This window comes from Aneurinibacillus sp. XH2, from assembly GCF_001439585.2.
In the GTDB taxonomy this organism is placed as follows: domain Bacteria; phylum Bacillota; class Bacilli; order Aneurinibacillales; family Aneurinibacillaceae; genus Aneurinibacillus; species Aneurinibacillus thermoaerophilus.
On sequence record NZ_CP014140.1, the window covers coordinates 1,955,202 to 1,974,055 of the forward strand.

The window sequence follows — 18,854 nt, forward strand, 5'->3', positions numbered from 1 at the left end:
AATGATTCTAATTACCTTTTTAAGTACAATTATATTCATACTGCTTAAGGAAATAAGCATTTATAATAATTGCCCATTCGCTTCCTTCATATACGTAAGGTGCTAAACAATGAATTAACTTTCTATCGCATTCACAATTAAAATAACCATTATTCCCATAACAATCATCGTGATGCTTACAGCACCAGTCAACAGGACTAATTGGTGTTCCAGACCCACACTTAGGACCGCAATAATTTCCATAAATACATGGAAGATCCATTAATTCTGTTTTATTATCAAGACTATCAATTTGATTAATTTTTTCGTTCATTATTTCTTGGATTTCTTGAAACTCATTTTCAGTATGTTGTTTGTTATATACAATACTAACTTGGTTGTCAATAACTTTATAACCAGTAGTTTCGATTATATCTCCTTTCTTTTCAATTTTACTCCCAAAAACTGATTCTACTTCAGACTCAGTAAAAAGAACTTTTATGTTCCCTAATTTGACCTCCAAAACATTTACAATAGTTTCCCCTTTTTTTAATGTAAAAGCTGTGGTTTTTGCTAATAAGATGTTGTCTTTAATTAATCCTTTCAAAAGGATATTAAAGTCTTTATTTTTTTTCGCTTGCTCAACCAACTGTTGCTCCTGAACATCGGATACAAACTGTTTCATAAGTTACACTCTCCTTATTAAAAATTTGGTGGAGGCGGTACTCGGATTCGAACCAAGGATTAAGGTTTTGCAGATCTTTGCCTTACCACTTGGCTATACCGCCAAAAAATTTTTTAGATAAATCACCCCTTTCCTTTCGACAATGACAAGATGTGAGGTTTGTCCCATAGTAAGTTCTGTAAAAATCTTTAATTTTCTTTACTTGTTTTGCAGCATCCATAGCTAACTCCTGAAAAAGTTTTTCCTCTCCATCTGAGCATATGTCTTGCAAGCATTTAGAGTATTGTGCTTGACTTCGCCTTGCTTCTTGGAAACAGCGAAACAATTTCTCTGGAGAACTCATGATATTTTCCCTCCTTTAGCTCTTTTGTGAAGTTCTACTATAGAAAAGGGAATCAAGGTGTAAAATAACAACCACTTTAAAAAAATAGAATTTTGGAATAACTCTAGTACTCCCTTTACTATAATCGCTTTTATTCCATACTTTAGGTGAACGAATGATTAGGTGCTGGCTTCTATGTCTTAAAAGGGAATAGGTGATAAAGAAAACAACCAAAAAAAGAACCTTTTATGGAAGGAAGGTTCTTTTTGCATTTCTATTTACTTTTCACTATTCGCTCTCTCTAAAAACTCAAAAAATCCAGGTATATTAGATGTATCAAATCGTTGAATCGCCTTTATCATTTCAATCCGTAGTTCTTGTTCTATATCTTCTTGTTCGGAATAGGTAATAAAACGACTTGATTTTTTAATTTTCGGCTCAAACAATCTAATAATTTTTAACATTGTTTCTTTATCATGAATATTGTCAACCAGTTCATACAATTTTTTCATTTTGTTTCCCTCTTCTTTATTTCGTCAATTAGTTCTTTCACTATATTCTCCAATTGCTGAAAACTTTTTTCTAAGCGAGCCAATAAATAAATCGTAATAAAAATGGGAAAGCCTACATTAGAAATCACCCCTACCCAGTCAAACTGTTCCATAAGAATCCCTCATTTTGTATGCTTCTGCTAGCTTCTTTACTGCTTGTCTATATGATTTAGACACAGCTTGAGGTGTAATACCTAAGATTTTTGCGATTTGTTTATGAGTGAGATTGTCCAGAAAGGATAATTCTAGAATTTCGAGCTGCCGTTTGCTCAATGTAGTTAAGATGTGATACAAAGAAGAGTCTTCGATGTGCTCTAAAAAATTATCTTGTTTATTAATTACTTTTTCCGCAGTATCACTTTCATTTATATCTATAAGATTGCCAATGGTTTCAACGGAATCTCCCTTGTTAATCGGCTGATCGAAAATAAGTAGACAATGATACTGTCTTTTTTTGTGCTTGTGGTAATAATCTCGTGAGGTGTGACTTAGAAGTTTAGACAGATAGTGAGTTAAGCGGATAACAATATAATGTCTTCGGAAGGCTTGATTTAATTCTTCGATATTATCTGCTGTAGGAAAACAAATTGCTTTTAAAAACAAATGAAAATGTTCCTGATTATATAAAAAGCTTTTCACAACACGATTAGATAATCCTCTTTTATATTGTTGAATAAAATTCACTACGCTCCTTTCTAACCCACCTTTTAATTTCCCATAAGAATATGGTTTATTCAATGATATCCCCCCTTTTTTTATAAAAAAGGGATATATAGGAATTAAAACAACCTTAAATATCAATTAAACATAAATTATATATTTTAGTTGGCTATTGTCCCTAAGAAAAAAGGAGAGGCTACAACCCTCTCCTTTCAATTATTATAAATTACATCCTGCACTACATTTGATTTGTGAAGGGCCACGATACGGAACTCCCCAACCTCAGAAATACGGGCAAAGACCCAGTGTGAAACCGATAATTTATATGCTGGAATTATTATATACTCTTGCTTCTTTTCCATAATATAGATGACGTAATTATTTTGTGTTTTGTGTAAGGTTATTCACCAATATTTAGAGTCTTTTTGTCTTATCCTTCTTCGATCCGAGGTGTCATTTATACAACCAACTGGATTGAACGTACAAACAAAGAAATTCGTAAACGCCTAAAAGCCCATGAACAGCTTATCGAATCTCAAAGCGGCAGAGAAAATTGTGTACCTTACGCTGCAAGACTTACAAGAACGTTGGTCTACCCGCAAGCTAAAGAAATTTGCGTCTGCTTATATGGCATTGCAAGACAAATTTAAACAAAAATATGGAGAGTAGAATCAACTTCCTGTTTGTATGGTAAAAAATAGAAGAACCCGTCGAGGGTTCGGCAGGCCCTCGCTTTTTAGCTTGCCCTTGACTGAACCTTCTGTATTTTTTTCTGAGTCACTAAGGAGGGAGTTGATTCCGATTTTCTATCCACCTCCGGTGGATACCCTGCTTACTTACACAAAATTCTTGACGGTACCATTTGTTCATTAACTTGATTAATTTTTTCTTTTCTTTTTGTTTTTCTTAATTAAATCCATTATAACAACCAAAGTCAGTATAAAAACAGAATGCATTAAAGGTTTAACATAGCTGGGTTCATCGTAGATAAAGTAAGCTACTATAAAGTTAAGTATGAAAGTAATAAAGTATCCCAAAATTTAATCGTCTCATTTCATCTCAGAAAGGTTGATTTGTGACTGTGAGCTAAGCAACTTATTAACCTCAGTTATAAATTCAGGTGATGTTTCATTTAACTTTGAAAGTCAATATTGTTTTTCTCTAAGATACTGATAACATTTTCATTTAGTACAGGTGAGACTTTTTCATTGACTTCAGCGGCGGCAGCAAAAGGGGCACTATCTGTCGCAGTTTCGGGATTGAATTATTTGTCCAATTATTCAATTGTTGTCATAGGAGATTTTTCCGATGGACTACTTGGTTCTTCTGCAAATGCAGAAGGTGTAAACAAAGCAGTGATTAATACGGCAGAGGATAAAACTCTTAGTACATTTTTTTTTCATAAACTTTCCCTCCTATTTGATATATTTGTAAACGAATCATCCATAATACCATATTATATAATATTTTGTAATAAATAGATTATAAAATAAGGAGAAGAACATAATAAAATTCTACAAAGTACTTTTGATTTTTATGTTATCTTCAATATTAACTTTTGATTTTACTAACGCCGTTAGAAGTGCGGATATTCCGTAAAGGGTGCCAGCTGTTAAATACACTGTTTTAACCCCAAATAGATCAGATAATAATCCCATGATTAGTACCGATAAACCAAATACCATGTATATAAGAATCCCATGGGCAGAAAAAACGATTGGCAGGATAGAATATTCTACGTTTTTTTGAAATATAGTTTGTTGAGAGATGTCTCTTAATTGATATGGTATTCCCATTAACAATACGATACCAAGTGATATCCATGGATTGTTATTTAGCGCAAATATAAAAGTAAGGATACAGACTGATAAAGAAGATAAAAACAGACTAACGATGAGTTTTTTATTAATCCATCTAGCTAAAAACCACGCAACTACACTTCCAATCAACATTCCGGTTATATTGCTTGCATTAATAAACCCCCACCATTCTTCACCTTTATAAAGTACTTTCTTTACAAAAACTAGAATAATAGCTCCAATCCAAATACTCCCTGCGAATGTTTCAAAAAGATCCATTAATGTTACAACTCGCAAAATTTTGTTATTCCAAATATTTATCCATCCAAAGCTGAAACGCTTCCATTTAGATTCCGCGTCTTGGTTTACTGTTGTATCATTTGTTGGATCCTTAATAAAAAACAACGATATTGTGGATAAAGCAAGCAAACAAATTGTAATCAATAAAACATAGATCTCTCCAATATAAACGATTAGTATCCCTCCTAAAGACCAACCTAATATCTGAACTATTTGATTAATACTTGATAATAAACTATTTGCTTTTACTATTTGATTTGAGGAAACTAAACGAGGGACTAAGGAATTTCTACAAGGTCTGGTCCAACCGTCCATAAATGAAATTACAAAGACTAAAATCAATATTCCCCCTAAATAGTTTGTTACCATCATTAAAAATACCAGAAAAAAGTTTGAATAATAGGAATCATTGTAGCTAAAGTTGCAGATCCAGTTAGCTTATAAATTAAGGTGACAACAGTGATTGTATATAAAGCGTCTCCTAAATTAGCCATAAACTGACCTATTAGAAGTAAGTAAAATGAAAAGTTTTTTATCACTTTTTATCCCTCTTTCATGTTCTAATTAAGCACTATAAGAACGAATACAAAACGTTGATGATACGCCTGAAAAATAAGGCTACAGATTGGATGTGGAAGTAAAATCCAGTCTGTAGCCTGTTTTGACACGTGTCTCAGTCATGTTCTATCTTGCTTTATTTATTATTTTTTACATTTACAGAACAACGATGAAGAACCAGATCATCATAATGAGCTGAATAATGATTTTGGCTATCGTGCTGCTAAGAAATCCCAGTAATGTTCCAAGTGCGATGCGAAATGACTTCTCTGCTCCACAGCCGCGTACAAGTTGAACCAAGAACACAGCCACGAACGGCCCAACTACGATGGAGAGCGGACCAAGAAACAAGCCAAGCACAAACGGCCCAAGTAAAATCCCGGCTACCGCAGCCATCATTGACCATTTATCTCCGCCGTATTTTTTAACAAAGTAAATATTGGAAAGCATATCCGCGCCAATAATAAACAAAGTAAGAATGGTCATCGGCACCCAAAATGTCCATCCGAGCGTCGCGTTATCAATGCCAAACTGGTAAATAAGGAAAGCAAGCCATATTAAAAGCGCGTCAGGGATGACAGGAATGACGACCCCTACAAGGCTTAACAAAAATAACGCACCAATAATAAACCAAAGTGCAAGTTCCATTTGGTTCCTCCTTGTTTTCTATTTTTCCTTTATTTTTATACGTGTATTAAACCACAGAGGAAGCAGTTTTTTGAGCTTTGTTTTTTGGTTTTTTGTATGTATTTTTTGTACGCAGTATTTATATTCTTTTCGTATATTGTCTTATATAACTAACTGTTAATTAACAAAACTTTAAGATAGAAAAACATTCTTTATCATCTTTGAATATCATTTCATAATTAGCCATTCAGAAACGCCTAATCCCAGATGTATTTTATCATATCAGTCGAGAAGATTCTTACTTCTAAGGGATTAGGCGTGGAAACAAATAGTGGCCCATCTAGTGGCTCACCGCTCCGTTTTTCACTTGTGTTGTCTTTCCTTATGTTATCTATCAAAGAGGGCATTCTATCTGTATCTTAGGTATCAAAAGCGGCGTCCGCCTTACTGCCTCCCCTTCTTTACCTCCGCACAACGACCCGGAGTCGGAAACAATTTGTCTGGATTTAGCAAATTCTCCGGATTGAAAACTTCTCTGATTTGAATTTGTGCTTCAATCTCTTCCTCGCTGAATACGTATCGCATTTCTTCTTTCTTCTCAATGCCGACCCCGTGTTCTCCTGTAATCGTTCCGCCGACATCCGCGCATACCTTTAGTACTTCCGAGCCTACTCGAACAGCCAATTCGGCCTCGCCCGGCTTCCGCGCGTCAAACAGAATAAGCGGATGAAGATTCCCATCCCCGGCGTGGAATACGTTAGCGATACGCAAGCCGGAACGTTCGCTGATGGTTTGAATTTCCGCAAGCACTTCCGGCAGACGGCTTCGTGGAATAACGCCGTCCTGTACCAAATAGTCAGGCGAAATGCTGCCCATAGCTGCAAACGCCGTTTTCCGGTTGGCCCACCATCTCATGTGCTCTTTTTCATCTCGCGCCACTTTTACATCAACGACACCCCTTTTCTCACATATGCCGACAATTCGTTCAACTTGCTCGTCAATTCCGGCTGCGATGCCGTCCACTTCAGCCAGAAGAAGCGCCTTAATCCCCGGCGGATGCCCGACCGGATATGTTCCGGCTTCCACTCCCTGGATGGCTACTGTATCCATCATTTCCAGCGCGGCGGGAACGATGCCAGCAGCAATGATATCAGACACCGTATAGCTTGCCGCCTCTACCGTATCGAAGTATGCAAGTACCGTTCGCTTGGCTTCGGGATTTTTCAGAATGCGGACAATAATTTTCGTTACGATTCCTAGTGTGCCCTCGGAACCTGTCAAGAGTCCGACCAAATCATAGCCCGGCGCGTCGGGGACACCTCCGATTTCAACAACTTTGCCGTCAGAAAGCACAACTTCAAGGCCAAGCACATGGTTGGTCGTTACGCCGTATTTCAGACAATGAGCACCCCCGGCGTTTTCGGCGACGTTTCCCCCGATCGTACAGGCGTATTGACTGGAAGGATCGGGCGCATAGTAATATCCTTTATGAGAAATTGAATGCGTAAGCTTCAGATTCACGAATCCCGGCTGCACGACCGCCAAGCGGTTCTCAAGATCAACATGCAGCAATTTCTTCATGCGTACCAAACTGATTATGACTTCGCCGCCCAGCGGAGTGGCACCTCCGCTCAATCCTGTACCTGCTCCACGCGGGATGAATGGAATTTTTTTGTTGTGTAAATATTTGACCACCGCAGCCACTTCTTCCGTTGTGGACGGAAAAACAACGGCTCTAGAGAGCCCTTTGTGAATCGTATACCCGTCGCACTCATAGGCAAGCAAATCTTCTTTTTTATACAAAATGGCATCAGGCCCGACGATAGCTGTCAATTCCTGAACGATCCGATCTGGCATCACCTATCCCTCCTTTGCGGTTTGCCTCTGTTCTTCTTGGTATGCCCAATCCAACAGCTGGATTGTGTGCACCGCCTTCTGATTTCGTCCATGCTTTTGTATGCCTATGGCAACTTGCAGCATACAGCCGGGATTCCCCATAGAAATCAATTCCACTTCGCGCGGCACATTTTCCATTTTTTTATCCAAAATCCTGCCCGCCATTTCCGGATGGGTCAGATTGTAAATGCCTGCGCTTCCGCAACAGCGATCAGCGTCAGGAAATTCTACCATCGTTACGCCAGGAATATTTTTGAGGATTTGGCGCGGTTCAAGGCGAATGCCCTGCCCGTGCGCCAGATGACAGGCATCATGATACGTGACGCTAACGTTCAGTTTCGCGCGTGGCTTCCTGTACCCATTATCGTAGAGAAATTTTGCTACGTCCTCCACTTTTCCGGCAAACGTTTCCGCTTTTTCCCTGTATCGCTCATCATGGTGCAGCAGTTCTGGATACTCTTTGAGCGCACAACCGCAACCGGCCGCATTTACTACAATCCGGTCGATGTCGAAAGCGAGAAATGCATCGATATTTCGCCTGGCAAGTTTTTTTCCTTCTTCGCGTTCTCCTGCGTGAACGTGCAGGGCACCGCAACAGCGCTGGTCTTCCGGAATCACAACTTCGTACCCGTTCTTCGTTAGCACACGAATCGTAGCTTCGTTAACCTCTCCAAATATAGCGTCCATCACGCAACCGGTAAAGAAGGCGACACGCTTCCTAACGGGACCTTCCGCTGGTATGATGCGTGGATGCGTCTTCATGATAGGTTTGGAAACGCTCGGCATGACTGCCTCCATATCACGCAAATAGGACGGAAGCAAATGGAGCAAACCGGTTTTTCGCACCAGTTTCTGCAGCCCGCTTTTCTGATAGAAGGCAAATAAACTCCCGAGCGTATGCAGCCGTGCCGGATAAGGAAATACCTTTTTCAGAAACAAATCATTTACTGCCTTCTTCCATCCGGTCAAAGGCATGGCCTGGCGCACCTGCCCTCGCGCTTCTTCAATTAACGTCCCCACCTGCACGCCGGACGGACAAGCCGTCTCACATGCGCGGCAATCCAGACAAGTGAATATAGGATCGGCAAACGCTTCGTTGACATCCATCTTTCCTTCCGCCACGGCTTTTATTAGATAGACACGCCCGCGCGGGGATTGGTGTTCTTGTCCCAGTTCATCATACGTCGGACACGCCTCAAGGCACATACCACAGTGCACACAAGCTGAATACTTGTCCTCGCTCGGCGGATCGGGCCAAAGGTAATTGCCGGAAGAAACACAGACCGGCTCCCGTTTTTCGTGTTCGGCTGAATCTGTGGGCATTTGGCTCATTGTTTATATCCCTCCTATGAACCGTCCTGGATTTAATATGCGGTTCGGATCAATCGAACGTTTTATGCCCTCAAGCAAAAAGAAAGAAGAGGGCGTACCTCCCCATACCTCTATCTTCTGGCGCAGCGCAAGCGGGGCATGCTGAATAATGGCATATCCTCCCTTTCGGCCGATGAACGAACGCACCTCTTCGATATAGGAGAGAAGCGTTTCTTCCGTATGTTCGCCGATATATACATAGCTCAAACCATGGCCTGCTCCTCCCCTAGCCTTCACGGTTATTCCTTTAACCTGACCCAGCATATGACACATGGGCACGATGTCAAGAACATCCATGTTCTTGCTGCCGATTTTCACTGTCACCCTTGCATCCCAAAGACCTTCCTCCTCCGCTCCGCGCGGGGAAATCCGACTAAAATCGTCCCACCATTTTTCCGCCTTTTCACATTCCAGAATGTACATACGGCTGACGGGCGGTCTGTGAGACTGTATCCATTCTTCCTGATAGCGGACGGCCTTTTCGACATCTTCAAACGCGATCGCTAGCATATAGCCATTTTCCCCATACATTCGCTCCGTTAAGGTTGGGCTTAGAAGCTCAAGCGAGAACGGCTCCAATACTGAATCAAGCAGAGAAACGACAAAAGGGCGCATCGCTGCTATATCTTTCTCCGGAAAAACAAGCAGAACCAGGCTCTCATACTGGGGAAGAGGACGAAGTTTCAGCGAAATTTCACTAATTACTCCAAGGGTTCCCATGGAACCGATAAACAGCTTGTTCATGTCATATCCGGCTACGTTTTTCACAACTTTTCCGCCCGTCCGGATCACGGTGCCATCAGGATATACCACCCTCAGGCCGATGACATGGTCTCTGGCCGAGCCGTACCGCAACCGCTTTGGCCCGCTTTCATTCGTCGCCACGACTCCGCCGATCGTGGCGAATTCAGGCCAAGGCGGATCAAGTGGAAGCATTTGCTTATGTGCGGCAAGCCCTTCTTTTAACTCTTGAATGGTCGTGCCAGCTCGTACGGTGACAATCATATCTCCAGGCGAGTGCTCGATGATGCCCTTATATTCGGAAAGAGAAAGCAAAAAGTCGACATTCTCTTTTGTTCCTCCCCATCCCCTTTTTGTACCGCCGCCCTCGGGAATAACTGTGAGGCCACGTTCGTTTGCATGACGCAAAATAAGCGCAATTTCTTCCTCTGTATGGGGATACACCGTATAAGGAGCCGTATTTCCTAACGGGCAGTACGCTCGGCCTGTCTGTCTCCGGATTCGCTGCTGGGAAATCATCTTCTGAAACGGGAATGAAATCACGAATACGCTTCCCCCCTTAGCTTCTTTAAAATGAATGGTACTGCTTTTTGTCTTTTTTTTCAATTTATTTAAAAAATAAAGGCGAAACGTTGCTAGATAGCGCGTTTCACCTTTTTGTCCTAACCTCTCGATATAAAGGTTCCTGCCTGTACTTACTGTGCAACAGGCTCCCTTTCTTTATGTTCTTCAAGTTCATAAAAAGGGAAGGATGGATAGCCGAATTCTAATACATCCTGACAACGGCCACAAATGGTTTCCTCTGTCATTTCGCGATGGCATCGCTGGCAAATTTGTTTTTTTTGCATATGTATCCAACTCCTTTGTTCATAGTTACACTATTTGTTTATATGAAAAATTACAAACAAAATGCCAAAGATGCTTGATGTTCATTTTTTCTGAATATAAGGTCAAAAAAATTAATGATAACCAACAATATAGCCAATAGTCCCATTCACAAAAAAAACCTGTTATTTTTTTCCTATTAATCAATCTCATAGAAACGAAAATTTATTGTTCTTATCCTATTTGAATGTCGGTCTGTGTACCCTTGGCTCTTCTCCAAAATCCATCCATAATTTTGAATTACAAAAATATGTAAGGAGGCAATACATTCATGATGCACAAGCCTTTTTCTTTTCTATCTACCATCTTGGCCGCAAGCTTGCTGGCTGGAAGTACTGTATATGCTGCGCCGCCTGCCCCGATCCAACATGAACACACCGCGCCGGCCCATGCGGATCACCAAATCACGAAACGAACAGACGCCGAAAACATGTACAACACCATCCAATTTCTTTCCCAGGCACCGCGTGTAGCCGGTTCACCAGAGGAATTAAAAGCCGTTCGCTATATCGAGCAACAATTTAAATCATACGGTTATCATGTAGAAGTGCAGCCGTTTCAGTTTGAGGGATATACTGCCCCTTCCGAAGTGACATTAAAAATTGGAACAGAGAAGAAAGAAGGAGAAGCATTTACATATTCCCCGAACAGTGACGTCACCGCCGAACTTGTCTATGTGGGACTCGGCACAACTGCGGATGTAGCCGGCAAAGACTTGAACGGAAAAATCGCCCTCATTCAGCGAGGCAACATTTCGTTCGCTGACAAAGTACGCAACGCGGCCAAGCAAGGGGCCAAAGCGGTTATCATCTACAACAATACGGATGGAAAACTAAACGGAACGCTCGGCGGCTCGGACGCGTCATTCGTAGCTGCTGTCGGTATTACGAAACAGGAGGGGGACGCACTGGCGGCGAATTTGCGAGCGGGCGAAAAGATCACAGCCACTGTAAAAGTGGCGGGCGCTGAAGTAAAAACGCTCACTTCCCACAATGTCATCGCGACTAAAAAACCGGATGCCAACAAGAAAAACACCAATGACATTATTATTATCGGCTCACACCACGATTCGGTGGAAAAAGCTCCGGGCGCGAACGATGACGCTTCCGGCGTGGCGGTCACCCTTGAGCTCGCACGTGTGATGTCCAAACTAAAAACCGATACGGAACTGCGCTTCATCACCTTCGGCGCGGAGGAAAACGGCTTAATCGGTTCGAAGAAATATGCGGCTTCGCTCAGTGAAGATGAAATCAAGCGTACAATCGGCATGTTCCAACTGGACATGGTCGGAAGCAAGGATGCCGGTGACTTAATCATGTATACGATTGACGGCAAGAAAAACCGGGTGACCGACCTAGGTGCTGCAGCAAGCTCCCGCCTCTCCGGTGTGTTGCCATACGGCCAAGAAGGCCGCAGTGACCACGAATCGTTCCATGCGCTTGGCATTCCGGCCGCTCTGTTTATTCACGCTCCAGTCGAACCATGGTACCATACACCAAATGATACGCTTGACAAGATTAGCAAAGAAAAGCTGGGCAATGTCGCGGATATTGTCGGCTCTGCCGTATATCAGGCTGCCCGTCCAGGCGAACTTGTCATTGAGCCGATCGATTATCCAAGAAGAAATGTGGAATTACAAAACTAACCGTTAAGATTCCGTTTTTATAACGCAAAACAATTCCAGCAAATAAATAACCTGAGCCCCGTCAAATATGGGGCTCAGGTATCTCCATCGTCGATTATGGCCTTACTTAATATTTGCTTCCTTTAAGTAAGGAAATGCCCTCGCTCATGCTCCCTCACCTTTTTGCATAAAAACGAGGGCCCTATTCTTCATCCCATTCCATCGGCACAGTTACATATTGGCCTGTCAGAGCATCCACATACCCATATTCTTCCGAATGGCCCCACGCATAGATAAGGATGGGGGAAGGCGCACGCTGATCCATGTATCTTGGCCAAATGTATTGCAGCTTCAACGGTTTGTTCTTCAGGAAAGTTTTAAGCGCCTGTTCCTTCGTTACGATATTCTGTGCGTCAGGTAAGTTCAGTTCGTCTCGCGGAGCCGCAAAGGAGAATCCGCTCACTTTGCCTGTTCGCTTATCCACCGTTACGGAGTAGGAACGATCCTGTACGGGAATACCCTCGTGCAATTCATAAAAAGAAAACCAATATTCGTTTGGCCCACTTGCCATCATCTCTGGCGAAAGTTTGCTTTTATCAACCCAGGCCGGGGGTTCCAGTTCCTTCCAAATAAAATCTGTCCATTGAATGTGCTTGGCCGTTGGCCCAGCATACTTCTCCAAAAAGGCAAGCGCCGTATCAAGCGCCTGTTCTTTCGTTGCCATCGTCGCATTTGCCTCTTGTTCTTTTTCTGTGTACATCGACCAGCTGGCGCTTTGCACACGTCCCGTCTTCTTCTCTACCATGGCATGCAAGGTGATTCGAGGGTCTTCTGTCTCGAAATTGTATGACTGATACGGACTGTTTTCCTCTTCAGTCATAAAATGCTCGCTCCGCCGCAGCTGGGATATAAACTGCTCGACACCAAACAGTTTTGCCAGCGTCTGTTTCGCTTCTTCCTCAGAACGAACGATGAGCGATTGCCCTTGCGGATTGAGCGTGATTTCTTTCTTCGAGACGGAGCTATCCCTGTCTTTTCTCCATTCTTCCCCGCTCAGTATATCAATTGGTTTTCCGTTTTCAGGATGAAGATACGTATAACCGAGAAAATCATACTTCAGTACCGGTTTCGTTTTTTGTTCGGAGTATGGGTGGCTACTGTATTTCTCCGGTTGTGCTTCTACATAGTTTAGCTCCAAGCTATCAGCGGTGGCGATTTTTTGCTTGATCTCTTCTACAGACTTAGCAGTATCCGGCTTCGGTGCAGAAACTTTGTCAAGGTCCACTGGCCTGTATGTATAGCTTACAACATGGCCGAAAGCATCAATGCCCAATTGCGGTCCTTCATAGAGAATGGGAAGGCCGTTCAGCATAAGTGGGAAATCCACATGGCGCTCACTCCACTCCGTTTTTGTCCCATCCTCGTGATGGATAGCAGAACCGCTTCCACCGCTCAATCGCGGTTCTCCGAATTGTTGCCTGTTTTCTGCACCAAACCACTGCGTAAGGAACCGCTCCGCCGCCTCAAACGCCAGCTGGCGCGACGGATTTTTCTCAGACGCCCATTCCAACAATTGCAGATTAAAGCTCAACAGTTCTCCGGTCTTGCCATCAAACTCAAGATAGGCACTTGATTCTCCCCTCTGCTCCCTTTCCGCTTCTGGCAAACGATTACTCAGATGCACAAAAAATTTGCCGTCTCTTTCTGAGGTACCGCTTGTAACAATGTGCAGTTTTTTCAATTCAGGCTGCAGCGCAAATAACCTGTCCATCGATTTCTGCACAGCGGGTGGAATAGGAGCAAGAAGTTCACTTGCATCAGCCGCTTCCACAGGCTGGATCATCTCGCTCCCCGTCTCGGCGGCAAGAGCCGGAACGGCAGGAACGAACGAAGAGGCCAGCAGCAAGGCAGCCAATGGTAGCGAATGTTTCATCACAAATCCCCCTTCTGAATAAAAATAGAAACTATTTCCATCATACATGAAATCATTGAAATAGCAACCATTTTCTAAAAAAAACAAGAAAATCTTGATTCAGCACCGATTTATCCCTTCGAATATTTGTTTGTTTTTTAGGAGGATTTTTCATTTGCAGGGCTTTTTTACACTGTCAACCACAAGGGAATAATATCAGTCTGCCCTAATTTTTGTTTGTACTGCTTTATTCATCCATGAAGGGGGATCACTGAAGTCAGCAAACAATCCTTTGTTTCTTTTTTCTAAAAATAAATGAGTGATGGTCTCGTAACCTAGATCGTTCGGGTGTACCACATCTGCTAACAGATGTGGTTTGTTCAAGAAATCATGAAAAGGCTCAACCAAATGGGAGTTATATCGCTTGGCCAGCATCCCGTATATTTTGTTTACCTTTTGCAAGAGCATATTGGCAAAAGAATATAAAGCATCATCAGGGTGTCCAGGATTATAAAATCCCATAATCATAACTTCAGCATTGGGATTATCAAAAGTAATTCGTTGCAATAACTGATTAACATTCCGCTTTAATTTGTAAATGGTTGTGAAATAATCAGCCATGCTTCCTTTTCTTTTATATGTTTCAATAAGATCAATTCCCCCGATAGTAATGGTAATATTTGTAGCCTTTTGCCATTGCTCCCTTACAGGGGTTTTTTCGATATACTGTAAAAGTTCGCTACTGCTCATGCCGGAGCGACCAAGGTTTACATATTGACAATAAGGTGTTTGCCTTATGGCCTTAAAAAATTTTGCTGCAAAAGAGGATTCGATACTTGAGGCTCCAACGCCTTCGGTTAAAGAGTCTCCCATTGCTACATAATATACTCGATTTTCCATGATTCTCCCCCTTATTGACGATCATAGGAATAATGAACAAGTACATTATTTCCTAAAAGGAAAGAAGTTATGAAGCCTTAATTAGGAGAGGTTTTACTTTGTTTCCATGTAATCGTTGAGCTGTATAGCATAAAGATATGAAAGAATTAAGTCTTGTCCATAAGCCATGCTTTTTCAGTATAATACAAGCAAGGAGGGAGAACCGATGTCAAAAAAATATTTTACTGTCGCGGAAGCAAATCAACTGTTACCAATGATTCGCGAAGAAATCGCGGCGCTACAGCAGATTCGCAACGAATTCCGACAGAAATATCTTGAGCTGACGACATACAAAAAACGACACGTCCAACAGGCCGCACTTGATACACAGGAAGAATATATCTTTAAATTAGAAAGCAGCATGGAATTTTTAGAAATACAGGCGAAGATGCATGTCAACAATATCCGTAATCAGGGGGCCCAATTAAAAGAAATCGAGCCGGGGCTGGTTGATTTTCCAACGATTATAAATGGAGAGGAAGCGCTGTTGTGCTGGCGGGAAGGCGAAGAAAAAATTACGCACTATCACGGTCTTTATGATGGGTTCGCTGGGAGAAAAAAATTGGAATGATACGATGCTGATTGATGCTCATATCCATCTTGATCAGTATTCAGACACCGAATTAGACAAGTGTATCCCGGAATGGCAAGCCGCGCGTGTCGGTGCGGTGATAGCTGTATCTATGAACCTTGCTTCCGCACATCGGACGTTGGAACTTAAGAAACGGTATCCCGATTTTGTATATGCGGCTATCGGCTATCATCCGGAACAACCTTTCCCCCACCCCGCTGAAATTGAGGAGATCTTTTCACTTATAAAACAGGAGAAAGAGAAACTTTGTGCCATCGGGGAAGTCGGACTTCCTTATTACAGTCCGCATGCTGGAGCATGGGCAGAAGCATATGGGGAATTATTGGGACAGTTCGCCGCGCTGGCAGCAGAGACAGATTTGCCGCTCGTGCTGCATGCTGTCCACGACAAGGCGGAACCCGCGTTAGAGATCATCCTTGCGCAAGGTGTATGCAAAGCGCATTTTCACTGGCTCAAGGCGCCAGACGATGTGATCGATCGCATCATCCGATGCGGATATTATATTTCGCTTACCCCGGAAGTTTGCTACCGGAAGCGAGATCAGCGTCTAGCGCTTCGCGTTCCTCTCTCCGGCCTGCTTTTGGAAACAGACGGTCCCTGGCCACATAGTGGGCCGTTTACGGGAAAAAGAACTACCCCGTTGTTTTTGCGAGACAGTATCGCTACAGTCGCAGCATTGCGTGGCCTCGCTTTCGCGGAGGTCGCCGCGTCCAGCACTCGTGCGACGCAGAAATTATACGGGATTCCAGAAGCTTGTTCTTATATGTAGCAAAGCCCTCAAAATAAGGGCTTTTTTCTTTGAGTATATCTGGAGCGAAGCACGTAAAAAGAAAAAACAAGAGCAGTTTGCTATACTAAAAAAAGGAAATGATATTGAGGTAAAGCGAGGTTCTATACATGTATCCCGAAGCTTTAATTGATTATCTTGTATATTTCCATGCGGATCGCGATTATTTCGAGTGCCATGAGGTACTAGAAGAATATTGGAAGAGTTTGCCGAAAGAAGAACGGAACGAGATGTGGGTCGGCTTAATTCAGATCGCGGTCGGATTATACCATCATCGGCGTGGTAATTTTGCCGGCGCGGAAAAAATGATCGCAGGCGCACTGAAGCGGCTTGATGCAGCCGAATTGGATCAGTATGGTTTTTTCGGTCAGGAATTAATCGATCGTTTAATAGTCAGAAAACAAGAAATTCATGAACGTAAACCTTATACGGATATGAACTTGCCGATCCGTCCTGATAAATTACTTCGGGCATGCGAAATCCGATGCAGCAAGCGAAATGTACGCTGGCTGTCCACAAGCGATTTACAGAACGAATTTTTGCTGCATAAACATACGCTGCGCAACAGAAGCGAAGTCATTAAAGCGCGAGAAGCGGAACTTAAGCGCCGCCGAAATAGATCCACATCGTCTTCCGATACATGCCCATAGAAAACAATGTTTCTTCGATTTATGAAAAAAGATGGATTCCAAAACAAGGCAACTAAGAATAACTTACTAAAATTTTAAATTTTTACATATTATATACTAATCTATTACCTTTCCTTAACATTTCTATTTTTATAATGCATAGAGAATTTCAAACCACATATCCATCAAGGAAAGGGGAACCATTCAGTGGACAAAAACAAATGGTTGCAAGAATTATGTAAATCGAATGAACTGAACGTGCAGAAGATGGGACGGCGCGAATTCTTGCGTGCTACAGGAAAAATCGCTGGCCTAACGCTTGGGCTGACCTTACTTGGCTCTTTGAAAGGAATTCCGGTGGACGCGTCCCCGAAATTCAAATCATATCCATTTAAGCTAGGCGTTGCCTCTGGCGATCCGTCGCCTGACGGAGCGGTGCTGTGGACAAGGCTAGCTCCAGATCCACTTAACGGCGGCGGCATGCCGTTTCATAATGTGCCCGTACAGTGGGAAGTGGCATTGGATGAAGGATTCCGTCATGTTGTACAGCGCGGAACGGAATTCGCCCGTGCGGAACTGGCCCATTCCGTCCATGTTGAGGTAAATGGACTGCGCCCGGACACATGGTATTATTACCGATTTAAAGCAGGAGCGGAAATCAGTCCGACCGGCCGTACGAAAACATTGCCTGCGGTGGAAGCACCTCTCGCCCGGCTGACGTTCGCGTTTGCTTCTTGTCAGCAATACGAGCACGGGTATTTCACTGCTTACCGCCGGATGGCCGAAGAAGATTTAGATGTTGTGTTCCATCTCGGAGACTACATCTACGAATACGGAGCCAATGAATATGTGGCAGACGGCGGCAACGTCCGCACCCACCAAGGAAACGAAATTATGACGCTGGAAGATTACCGCAACCGATACGCACAATATAAAACGGATGCGGATCTGCGCGAAGCGCACGCTGCTTTTCCATGGATTGTAACCTGGGATGACCATGAAGTGGAAAATAATTATGCCGGGCCTATTCCAGAAAAAGGACAATCTCCGGAAGCGTTTATGAAAAGAAGGATAGCCGCATACCAAGCATATTACGAACACATGCCACTGCGTCGTTCCTCCTTGCCGCAAGGAGTCGTTATGCAGTTATATCGTCGTTTCGCATACGGAAATTTGGCGGAGTTTCATGTGCTTGATACGCGCCAATACCGGGATGATCAGGCCAATGGAGATGGCTCTAAGCCGCCAAGCCCGGAATCGCTGAATCCGCAACGCACATTGCTCGGGACGAAACAAGAAAAATGGTTGTTGGATGGCCTTACCCGCTCAGGAGCACGTTGGAACGTGCTAGCACAGCAAGTGTTTTTCTGTCAGCGTGATTACACCGAAGGCCCCGGCCAAAAGCTCAGCATGGATGCTTGGGACGGATATCCGGCGAACCGCGATCGTTTGGTGAATTTTATGGCGGAGCATGCCGGAAGGAATTTTGTTGTTCTTACCGGCGATGTACACGCGAACTGGGCTGCGGAGATTAAAAAAGATTTTAATGACTCGAATTCCGCAACGCTTGGTGTAGAAATCGTAGGCACTTCGATCACGTCAGGTGGCGACGGTTCGGATGTGCGCGCCGATACGGAGCGCATTTTGCAGGAAAATCCGCATATTAAGTTTTTTAATAATCATCGTGGCTATGTGTGCTGTACGGTAACGCCGGAAAAATGGCAGACGGACTACCGTGTGCTTCCGTACGTAAGCCGCAAAGGCGCTCCTGTCGTTACGCGTGCGTCTTTTGTAACAGAGAGCGGAAAACCGGGCCTCATACTTGTCGGAGAACAACCGGTCGCGACAACGCACTCGCTTACGCTTGTTTAGCCGATCGGCAATTTTTCGTTTTTCATTATGATAGTTCCTGCTGGCAGGCGTAACCAAAGCCACAGGAAGAAAAAAGGGAAGAAAAAAGGTTGTTGAACATGCATGTCCAACAACCTTTTTTCTTC

Annotated in this window: 18 protein-coding genes, 1 tRNA gene and 2 pseudogenes; 7 read left to right on the top strand and 14 right to left on the bottom strand. The window is 43.1% G+C overall.

Annotated elements, in window-relative coordinates:
• Positions 1–19: 19 nt before the first annotated feature.
• The 6 genes from ACH33_RS19255 to ACH33_RS09760 form a co-directional block, all read right to left on the bottom strand.
• The gene (locus ACH33_RS19255) at positions 20–664 is read right to left on the bottom strand and encodes a phospholipase A2 family protein (protein WP_057898848.1); all 645 of its coding nucleotides are present in this window, start codon (positions 662–664) and stop codon (positions 20–22) included.
• A gap of 29 nt (positions 665–693) precedes the next feature.
• Positions 694–767, bottom strand: a tRNA-Cys gene (locus ACH33_RS09750).
• The gene (locus ACH33_RS18695; RefSeq protein ID WP_082705981.1) at positions 747–1,007 is read right to left on the bottom strand and encodes a hypothetical protein; all 261 of its coding nucleotides are present in this window, start codon (positions 1,005–1,007) and stop codon (positions 747–749) included. The genes ACH33_RS09750 and ACH33_RS18695 overlap by 21 nt, the downstream gene beginning before the upstream one ends.
• Before the next feature lie 257 nt (positions 1,008–1,264).
• On the bottom strand, positions 1,265–1,498 hold the full coding sequence (locus ACH33_RS09755) for a helix-turn-helix domain-containing protein (RefSeq protein ID WP_057898849.1): 234 nt from the start codon (positions 1,496–1,498) through the stop codon (positions 1,265–1,267).
• On the bottom strand, positions 1,495–1,650 hold the full coding sequence (locus tag ACH33_RS18700; protein WP_082705982.1) for a YvrJ family protein: 156 nt from the start codon (positions 1,648–1,650) through the stop codon (positions 1,495–1,497). Before ACH33_RS18700 ends, ACH33_RS09755 begins: the two co-directional genes overlap by 4 nt.
• Positions 1,637–2,275 (bottom strand): RNA polymerase sigma factor, encoded by a 639-nt coding sequence (locus ACH33_RS09760; protein ID WP_057898850.1) that lies wholly within the window; start codon positions 2,273–2,275, stop codon positions 1,637–1,639. The genes ACH33_RS18700 and ACH33_RS09760 overlap by 14 nt, the downstream gene beginning before the upstream one ends.
• Positions 2,276–2,619: 344 nt before the next feature.
• On the opposite strand from ACH33_RS09760, the pseudogene ACH33_RS18705 reads away from it, so the two are divergent.
• Positions 2,620–2,866, top strand: a pseudogene (locus ACH33_RS18705) (transposase); the annotation flags it as partial.
• Positions 2,867–3,405: 539 nt separating this feature from the next.
• Positions 3,406–3,678, top strand: coding sequence for a hypothetical protein (locus tag ACH33_RS09765; RefSeq protein WP_057898851.1), 273 nt, complete (start codon positions 3,406–3,408; stop codon positions 3,676–3,678).
• 33 nt (positions 3,679–3,711) lie between these two features.
• Here the strand turns inward: ACH33_RS09765 and ACH33_RS09770 are convergent, their stop codons facing one another.
• The 6 genes from ACH33_RS09770 to ACH33_RS19850 form a co-directional block, all read right to left on the bottom strand.
• Complete coding sequence (locus tag ACH33_RS09770; protein ID WP_082705984.1) at positions 3,712–4,668, bottom strand: MFS transporter; 957 nt, start codon at positions 4,666–4,668, stop codon at positions 3,712–3,714.
• A 342-nt stretch (positions 4,669–5,010) separates the two neighbouring features.
• Positions 5,011–5,502, bottom strand: coding sequence for a DUF456 domain-containing protein (locus ACH33_RS09775; RefSeq protein ID WP_057898853.1), 492 nt, complete (start codon positions 5,500–5,502; stop codon positions 5,011–5,013).
• Positions 5,503–5,925: 423 nt separating this feature from the next.
• Positions 5,926–7,338 carry an FAD-linked oxidase C-terminal domain-containing protein gene (locus ACH33_RS19260; RefSeq protein ID WP_057898854.1) on the bottom strand — a complete coding sequence of 471 codons (1,413 nt, stop codon included), beginning with the start codon at positions 7,336–7,338 and terminating at the stop codon, positions 5,926–5,928.
• A gap of 3 nt (positions 7,339–7,341) precedes the next feature.
• Positions 7,342–8,709: a (Fe-S)-binding protein gene (locus tag ACH33_RS19265; protein ID WP_408863316.1), complete on the bottom strand. Its 1,368-nt coding sequence runs from the start codon at positions 8,707–8,709 to the stop codon at positions 7,342–7,344.
• Between the two features lie 3 nt (positions 8,710–8,712).
• Positions 8,713–10,032 carry an FAD-binding oxidoreductase gene (locus ACH33_RS09790; protein ID WP_057898855.1) on the bottom strand — a complete coding sequence of 440 codons (1,320 nt, stop codon included), beginning with the start codon at positions 10,030–10,032 and terminating at the stop codon, positions 8,713–8,715.
• Positions 10,033–10,184: 152 nt separating this feature from the next.
• Positions 10,185–10,337, bottom strand: a complete 153-nt coding sequence (locus ACH33_RS19850; RefSeq protein WP_175493568.1) for a hypothetical protein — start codon at positions 10,335–10,337, stop codon at positions 10,185–10,187.
• A 308-nt stretch (positions 10,338–10,645) separates the two neighbouring features.
• Between ACH33_RS19850 and ACH33_RS20455 the strand changes: the two genes are divergently transcribed.
• On the top strand, positions 10,646–12,019 hold the full coding sequence (locus tag ACH33_RS20455) for a M28 family peptidase (protein WP_156424039.1): 1,374 nt from the start codon (positions 10,646–10,648) through the stop codon (positions 12,017–12,019).
• Between the two features lie 181 nt (positions 12,020–12,200).
• On the opposite strand, the gene ACH33_RS09800 is transcribed toward ACH33_RS20455, so the two are convergent.
• Both ACH33_RS09800 and ACH33_RS09805 read right to left on the bottom strand, forming a co-directional pair.
• A complete protein-coding gene (locus ACH33_RS09800; RefSeq protein ID WP_057898856.1) occupies positions 12,201–13,931 on the bottom strand; it encodes a YcdB/YcdC domain-containing protein in 1,731 nt (576 codons plus the stop codon).
• Between the two features lie 195 nt (positions 13,932–14,126).
• Positions 14,127–14,810 (bottom strand): SGNH/GDSL hydrolase family protein, encoded by a 684-nt coding sequence (locus ACH33_RS09805; RefSeq protein ID WP_057898857.1) that lies wholly within the window; start codon positions 14,808–14,810, stop codon positions 14,127–14,129.
• Between the two features lie 205 nt (positions 14,811–15,015).
• On the opposite strand from ACH33_RS09805, the gene ACH33_RS09810 reads away from it, so the two are divergent.
• The 4 genes and pseudogenes from ACH33_RS09810 to ACH33_RS09825 form a co-directional block, all read left to right on the top strand.
• Positions 15,016–15,420, top strand: a complete 405-nt coding sequence (locus tag ACH33_RS09810; RefSeq protein WP_057898858.1) for a DUF2203 domain-containing protein — start codon at positions 15,016–15,018, stop codon at positions 15,418–15,420.
• The gene (locus ACH33_RS09815) at positions 15,386–16,210 is read left to right on the top strand and encodes a TatD family hydrolase (protein WP_236781849.1); all 825 of its coding nucleotides are present in this window, start codon (positions 15,386–15,388) and stop codon (positions 16,208–16,210) included. Before ACH33_RS09810 ends, ACH33_RS09815 begins: the two co-directional genes overlap by 35 nt.
• 128 nt (positions 16,211–16,338) lie before the next feature.
• Positions 16,339–16,878, top strand: a complete 540-nt coding sequence (locus tag ACH33_RS09820) for a DUF309 domain-containing protein (protein WP_057898859.1) — start codon at positions 16,339–16,341, stop codon at positions 16,876–16,878.
• Positions 16,879–17,124: 246 nt separating this feature from the next.
• Positions 17,125–18,675, top strand: a pseudogene (locus ACH33_RS09825) (alkaline phosphatase D family protein); the annotation flags it as partial.
• Positions 18,676–18,854: the final 179 nt, after the last annotated feature.